This is a genomic window from Phytoactinopolyspora endophytica, from assembly GCF_004138495.1.
Lineage (GTDB): Bacteria > Actinomycetota > Actinomycetes > Jiangellales > Jiangellaceae > Phytoactinopolyspora > Phytoactinopolyspora endophytica.
In genome coordinates, this window is sequence record NZ_ML142856.1 from 145223 (window position 1) to 152587 (window position 7365).

At 65.4% G+C, this 7365-nt stretch carries 6 protein-coding genes and 1 pseudogene; 5 read left to right on the top strand and 2 right to left on the bottom strand.

Features of this window, described 5'->3' with window-relative positions; translation table 11 throughout:
• A pseudogene (locus ELR45_RS42765) lies at positions 1–101 on the top strand (dihydrofolate reductase family protein); the annotation flags it as partial.
• Positions 102–425: 324 nt separating this feature from the next.
• On the opposite strand, the gene ELR45_RS16970 reads toward ELR45_RS42765, so the two are convergent.
• Complete coding sequence (locus tag ELR45_RS16970; protein WP_129667456.1) at positions 426–1433, bottom strand: RNA polymerase subunit sigma-70; 1008 nt, start codon at positions 1431–1433, stop codon at positions 426–428.
• 649 nt (positions 1434–2082) lie between these two features.
• A complete protein-coding gene (locus ELR45_RS16980; protein WP_129667458.1) occupies positions 2083–3327 on the bottom strand; it encodes an ROK family protein in 1245 nt (414 codons plus the stop codon).
• Positions 3328–3449: 122 nt separating this feature from the next.
• On the opposite strand from ELR45_RS16980, the gene ELR45_RS16985 reads away from it, so the two are divergent.
• From ELR45_RS16985 to ELR45_RS38125, 4 genes are all read left to right on the top strand, one after another.
• Positions 3450–4727, top strand: coding sequence for an ABC transporter substrate-binding protein (locus tag ELR45_RS16985; protein ID WP_205856740.1), 1278 nt, complete (start codon positions 3450–3452; stop codon positions 4725–4727).
• Between the two features lie 38 nt (positions 4728–4765).
• The gene (locus ELR45_RS16990) at positions 4766–5710 is read left to right on the top strand and encodes a carbohydrate ABC transporter permease (RefSeq protein ID WP_129667460.1); all 945 of its coding nucleotides are present in this window, start codon (positions 4766–4768) and stop codon (positions 5708–5710) included.
• Entirely contained in the window at positions 5707–6573 is an 867-nt protein-coding gene (locus ELR45_RS16995; RefSeq protein ID WP_129667461.1) for a carbohydrate ABC transporter permease, read from the top strand. The genes ELR45_RS16990 and ELR45_RS16995 overlap by 4 nt, the downstream gene beginning before the upstream one ends.
• Positions 6574–6627: 54 nt before the next feature.
• A partial coding sequence (locus ELR45_RS38125) for an alpha-amylase family glycosyl hydrolase (protein WP_240759807.1) occupies positions 6628–7365 on the top strand: 738 nt, incomplete at its 3' end.

The window sequence follows — 7365 nt, forward strand, 5'->3', positions numbered from 1 at the left end:
CGTTCTTCACCGCGCTGGACAGCTGGGTGAACCTGGCCCTGGTGGAGGCGCGGACGTTTCCCGGCGGCGTGGTGCTGACCCGATACGAGACGAGGCGATGAGCACGGGCCAGATGATCGGCTCGTGAGACCAGGGTCGAAATCCTTCCTGGTGCTCACCGTGACCCTCGGCTATGAGGGAGCCTTCCCCCGGCCCTTCCTTGCGTTCCGAGTGAGCTGTTGACCGACTCGCTGGAGATGAGGACGACGGCGTCGTTGATCGTGACGACGTTCTTCGGGCATAAGGAAGCCCCGCCGGCAACGCCGGCGGGGCGGTGGTGTTCGCGTTGTCGCGTTGGTGTTCAGCTGGTCGGGGTGCTCATTCCGCGGTGACTTCGGTGACGCCGGCCCGTGCGCTGGACTCGTCGACGATGGGGACATGTGTGATCACAGCGTCGCGGGCAAGCCCAGCCATGGTTTGTCGGTGGCGTCGAATCCGGTGAGCTCGGCAATCTTCCCGTCGACGATGTGCAGGACCGCGATGGCAAATAGCCGGTACGCCGGGTCGTCGAGGGTGCGGAGGTACAGCACGGCGGCAGGCATGCGGTTGACCGTCGTGGCGATACAGCGCCAGTCGTCGTAACCGCGCTGGAAGAGCCCACCGGAGACCCAGCTATCCACGGCGTCCTTGGCCGTCATGATCAAGGTGCCCGACTCGGGCAGCATCGCGAAGCGCAGGTCGTCGCGCAGCAGGGACATCAGCCCGTCGAGGTCGTTGCGCTCATGGGCGTCGATGTACGACTTCACCACGCCGCGCTCGTCATTCGACAGCTCGTGGGTGGCGGGGCTTCGCCAGTCGAGACGGCGGTCGGGCAGTTGCTCGCGCATCGTCACGCGCGCCCTCTGCAGTGCGCTGGTCACCGATGCGACGGTCAGCTCGAGGGCGTCGGCGGCCTTCGACGCCGGCCAGCCGAGGACGTCGCGCAGGATGAACACCGCCCGCTGCCGCGGTGGCAGGTGCTGGACGGCGACGATGAACGCCAGCTCGATCGTCTCCCGCGCCACCACCGATTCCTGCGGGTCCTCGGGGAGCATCCGGTCGGGGTACGGCTGCAGGTACAGCGCCTCGGAGCCGGAGTCCGACAGCTCGGACGGTACGGGTGTGCGTTTATTGCGCTTCTCCAAGAAGTCGAGGCAGACGTTCGTCGCGATCCGGTACAGCCAGGTCCGCAGCGCAGCGTGACCCTTGAACGACTCCCGCTTGTTCCACGCTCGCAGGAACGTCTCCTGCGTCATGTCCTGGGCGTCGTCGTAGTTCGCGAGCATCCGGTAGCAGTGCACCTGCAGCTCACGCCGGTGGCGCTCCGTGATGAGCGCGAACCGCGCCGTATCGCCTGAGCGGACCGCCGCGATGAACGTGGCCTCGTCGGCGCCCAGCGGTCTAACGTCGGTCATGGTCATCAATCCTTCCACCGGTGCGAGGGGGCTACCAGAACTGACGACGTGGCGGAGGATTTCTGATCGGTGAAGCCCGCTGACAGTGGGCCGTTCGTCAGGACCGGATGGCCTGGCCTACCAACCGCTGAACAAACACCGAAGATCAACAAGTGGAGCCAAAACTCGTTCCAACAACACGCGTCGACGCGCCCAGGGCGGGGCCAGAACTCACCCGAAATTGGGGCCAGAACTCACCCGAGAAATCGGGCAAGGGGGCGAAGAGCTTCAAGGTTGGTGACCGACGGGTGCTCAATGCGCGTGAGGACGTCGAGGCACTCATCGCCGAAGCACGCCTCGCGGGGCGGTCTTCGTAATCATCTAGTCCGCAAGACCGCCAGCAGCGATCAACCGCATCGCACCAGATCAGCCAGCCAAACCAACGATAACCAGCGCGGACTTCGTGCACATGATCGAAAGTCGCAGGTTCGAATCCTGCCGAGGGCGCACAAAACATGGGCAACATTGCCGAGCGGTCAGCTGGTACTCGAAGCCGAGTACCAGCTCTGACTGTCCGGGTATGGCGTCTCGACTTTCGCTAGTTGGTCCCGATGCACGCCTGCGACATCTTCGGCTGCTACGGAGACATGCTTGGCGGGGTCCATAGTCGCTACGGTCGGGCTCGCACGGTCGCCTCCGCGGGTCTGAGCGTGAAATCGAGCGGGTGGTCTTTCAGGGTGGCGAGCGCTCGGCCTACGGCGCCGATGCTCACGCTGTCTGCCCCCAAGGTGGATGCGACGATCGTCGGCACCGGGGGGTGGATGTAGGCCCCGAGGCGCTCGGTGGCGCGCTCGACCACAGGGTTCAGCGCGGGGGCTATGGCGCCGCCGACGATGATCCGTTCGACGTCGAGCAGCGCGGTGATGACGGCGCACACGCGGGCGAGCCGGTCGGCCAGCTTGTCCAGGATGGTGTCGGCGACGCGGTCCCCCAACTCGGCGGCGTCGAAGACATCGGCCGCGTCGAGAGCGTCCGGGGCGGTCCGGGCAAGCGGTGAGCCGGCGGAGACGTCTCCGGCGTCGACTGCCTGCCGTACGAGCTCCCGGGCCACGTACCCGAGGCCGTCTGTCGAGCCGACTCCTTCCACGATGTCGAGCAGCCGCATCTCGCCCGCGCCTCCGAAACGGCCCTTCAACAGATTCCCGTCGACGATGAGTCCGGCCCCGAAGCGCTCGCCTGACAACAGCGTGGCGAACGAGGAAAGTCCCACGCCCGCGCCAACGGCTCCCTCGGCGACAGCGGCTAGGTTTGCATCGTTCTCCACGACCACGGTCTGGGCGCTACGTGCGAACGCGTCGACGAACCCGGGGTTCATTCGCGGCCAGAAATGGCGCTCGTCGGCGAGCGGCGAGAGGCCCTGAGTGTCTGTCGGCGCCGGAACGCCGATGACGGCCGCGAGCACGGAGCTTTCCATGGCGCCGGCTTTACGGAGAGCATCGTCCACTGCTGCCTGCACGTCGGCGAGACGTGCTTCGGGGTCGTGCCCGTCACTGCGCAGAGGCCGCGCGATGCGGGCGACCGTTTTCCCGCGCAGGTCGGCTACGGAGGCTGTGACGCGGTGGTGCCCGGCGTCGACACCCACCAAGTGCGCTGCCCGGGCATTGAAGATGTAACGGCGAGCCGGACGTCCCTTCTGGTACTGCCCTGCAGTGCGCGCATCCTCCAGCTCGGTGATCCACCGGCGTGCGACGAGCTCGTCGCAGAGGCCTAGGACAGTCGAGCGGGTCAGACCCGTAGTGGCCATGACTTCACTCGCCGTGAACGGCGCGGTGTCCCAGACCGAGCGCAGCACGGCGGCCGCGTTGGCCTGGCGGACGAGCTGCGACGAGTTGGCCGGTTCAGGCGAGTCGGTCATTGCGGTTGGATGCACCTCTTGACTCTAACGAACGTTTCCATCATGATACAGAGATTAAATCTAAGCCCTAAATATAGTGCCCGATGAAAACCCCGGTGGTGCGACGACAAGGAGACGATGACGTGCCTTCTACCTCCACTTCAGCGCCGAACGGGCTGACGAGGCGATCGTTCCTCCGCGGAGCCAGCCTCGTCGGTGCCGGACTGATCGCGGGAGCGTGTGGATCGGACACCGGTGCCACCCAGATCACGTTCCACCAGTCGAAGCCCGAGGTCATCGGGTACTTCGGCGAGCTCGTTCAGCGGTTTTCCGAGTCGCGGCCGGACGTTCGAATCCGCCACGACTCGACGTCCAACCTCTCTGCCGGCTTCGTCCGGAGCTCTCCGCCCGACCTCGGTTGTCTCAACTTCAACTTCGAAGTTGCTCGCTTCGTCGACCGTGGCGCGCTGAGCGACCTCGGCGACATGCCGGAAACCGACCGGATCAACCCGGATCTGGGCCCACTCGTCGATCTCACGGCGTCCTACCCGGGCCGCACCAGCGTGATCCCGTACTCGCTCATGACGGCGGCGGTGCTGTACAACCGGGCGATGTTCGATGAGCACGGGATCCAGGCGCCCACTACCTGGCCGGAGCTCATCGACGTCTGTGAAGCGCTCACCGAGGCCGGCGTCACGCCCATTTACAGCACCTTCTCCGAGCCGTGGACCGTGGGGCAGGGCCTGTTCGACTACACCGCGGGCGGCATGATCGATGTCGCGGCGTTCTTCCAGGCACTCGAGGAGCAGGGCTCGGACACCGGCCCGGACTCGCCGGTCTCCTTCCAGAAGCAGTTCCGCGAGCCCGTCGAGCGGATGCTCACCCTCGCCCAGTACTCCAACTCCGACGCCGCGAGTCGCGGTTACGGCGACGGTAACCTCGCGTTCGCCAACGGTGAGGCGGCTATGTACCTGCAGGGCCCCTGGGCATTGACGGAGATTGCCAAGACCAACGCCGACATCGACGTCGGTGCGTTCCCGCTGCCGGTGACGGAGAACCCGGCCGATCGCAAGGTCCGTGTCAACATCGACCTCGCCCTGTGGATCCCCGAGATGTCGCCGAACCAGGATGCCGCTCGGGAGCTGTTCTCCTTCCTCATGCAGCCTGAGATCATCGACACCTACAACGCGGACAACCTGGGCTTCGGCGTCACGACCGACGCACCGGAAGTCACGCATCCCACGCTCGTCGAGGTCCAGCCCTACTACGACCGTGCGGAGTTCTACCTGGGGCCGTCGCAGCTCCTCCCGCAGTCGATCCCGATCCACAACTACGCGCAGGCGCTCGTCACCGGGGCCGATCCCGATTCCGTCCTGCGCACCATCGACGCGGACTGGGCGCGTCTGGCCTTCCGTTCCTGAACTCTCCCGCAGGATCTCGACACGAATCGAGGAGTGTCATGGCAATCCCTGCCGCTACCCTGGCCGCGAACCGAACCGGCGCGGCCTCGAGAACTTCTCAACCAGGACACCGTCCCACCGGGCGCCGCCGCGTCGACCTGACCTACTACGTCTTCCTCGTTCCTTCACTCGTGCTGTTCACGCTTGCGATCACCGTCCCGGCAGTCATGGGCGTCATATATAGCTTCACCGACTCCATCGGCTTCGGCGATACCCGGTTCATCGGGCTGACCAACTACATCGCCCTCTTCTCGGACCCGGCGATCTTCGACGCATACCTGTTCACGATCGGGTTTGCCCTGGTCACAGTACTGGTTGTGAACGTGATCGCGTTCCTGTTCGCGATCGGTCTGACATCTATGATCCGCGCGAAGGTCGCGCTACGGACGGTGTTCGTCCTGCCCATGGTCGTCTCCGGAATCATCATCGCCTACGTCTTCAACTATCTGTTCTCAAACTCGCTGCCTCAGTTCGCTTCCGCTGTCGGTCTCGGTCCGCTCGAAGAGAGCATTCTCGCGAATCCCGATCTCGCCTGGACTGCGATCGTCGTCGTCACTGCCTGGCAGGCGATCCCGTCCACGATGCTGATCTACATCGCGGGCATCGTCTCCATCCCGGGGGAGGTCTACGAGGCGGCCTCGCTCGACGGCGCGTCGGCGTGGCGCCGGCTGCGTGCCGTCACCCTGCCGCTCCTGTACGGCTATGTGCTGATCAACATCGTCATCGGGTTCAAGAATTTCCTCAATGCCTACGACATCATCGTCGGACTCACCGACGGCGGGCCGGGCACAGCCACGCGCAGCGTGGCCATGACCATCTTCTCCGGCTTCACCGGCGGCGACTACGCCTACCAGATGGCCAACGCGACCGTCTTCTTCCTCATCGCCCTCGCCCTCGCCCTGGTCCAGCTGCGGCTGACACGCGGAAAGGTGGCCGTCCGATGACCGCACCCGCAACGCCCCACGCATCGACGACAGCCCGCCCAGGGAAGGGCCGGGTCAACATGCCGGTCACCCTCGCGCTCGTGGTATGCGCCATCGCCGTGCTGGTCCCCCTGTACGTGACCGTCTCGATGGCCCTAAAGACCACGTCCCAGTCCGTAGACGGCAACGCCTTCTCCCTGCCGGCACCGTTCACTCTCGACGGGCTCGTGGAGGCGTGGCGGCTGACGAACTTCCCCCGAGGCTTCGCCGTCTCGCTCTTCGTCACCGCCATCGCGGTCGTCGGCACGATCGTCCTGAGTTCAGTCGCATCGTACGCGATCTCGCGGAACTGGGACCGCCGGTTCTTCCGCTGGTCCTTCTTCTACCTGCTCGGCGCGATGTTCCTGCCGTTCCCCGTCCTCGCGCTCTCCCAGGTGAAGCTGACCGGGATGGCAGGGCTGGACAACCCGCTCGGCGTCGCGATCCTGCACACCATGTTCCAGCTCTCGTTCAGCACTCTGCTCTACACCGCGTTCCTGCGCTCCATCCCCGACGAGATCGAGGAGAGCGCCCGCATCGACGGTGCGACGACGTGGCAGGTCTTCTGGCGACTTGTGTTCCCGCTCCTGGCGCCGATGAGCGCGACCGTCGGGATCTTCGCCTTCCTCGCCTCATGGAACGACTTCATGATGCCGTCTCTCATCACCTCAGACCCCGCCCAGCAGACGTTACCGGTGCTCCAGAGCATCTTCCAGACCCAGTTCAGCAACAACTACAACATCGCCTTCGCCTCATACCTCATGGCCATGGCACCGGCGATCGTCGTCTACCTGTTCACACAACGCTGGGTCATGGCAGGAGTGACCCAGGGCGCCGTCAAGTAACCGACCGACACCACTGAGAAGTACAAACCCCGACAAGGAGCTCCGTAACACCTCATGACCGACGTACTCGAAACCGCGCTCATCCCAGGCCGTGCGACCAACGGCGCCAGCTGGTGGCGCCAGGCAACCGTCTACCAGATCTACCCCCGCGCCTTCGCCGACTCCAACGGCGACGGCATCGGTGACCTGCCCGGCATCACCCATCGGGTGCCCTACCTGCGCAGCCTCGGCATCGACGCGATCTGGCTGAGCCCGTTCTACCCGTCCGCGCTCGCCGACGGCGGATACGACGTCGACGACTACCGTGACGTGGACCCGCGGCTCGGCACCCTCGACGACTTCGACCAGCTCGTCGAAGCGCTGCACACGGTTGATATCCGGCTCATCATCGATCTCGTCCCGAACCACACCTCAGACCGGCACGACTGGTTCCGAGAAGCTCTCGCGTCCCCAAAGGGCTCACCCGCGCGCGATCGGTACATCTTCCGCGACGGACGCGGCCCGGACGGGTCCGAGCCGCCGGCGGACTGGACATCGGCGTTCGGCGGGCCGGCATGGGAGCCGGTCGGGGACGGCCAGTGGTACCTGCACTACTTCGCCAAAGAACAGCCCGACCTCAACTGGAAGAATCCCGAGGTGCGCGACGACTTCCTCCGCACATTGCGGTTCTGGTCGGAACGCGGCGTCGACGGCTTCCGCGTGGACGTCGCTCACGGCCTCGCAAAGGACCTCGGCGACGAGCTCCCCAGCCAGGCCGAACTCGACGCGCTGCCGAAGGACGGCACTCACCCG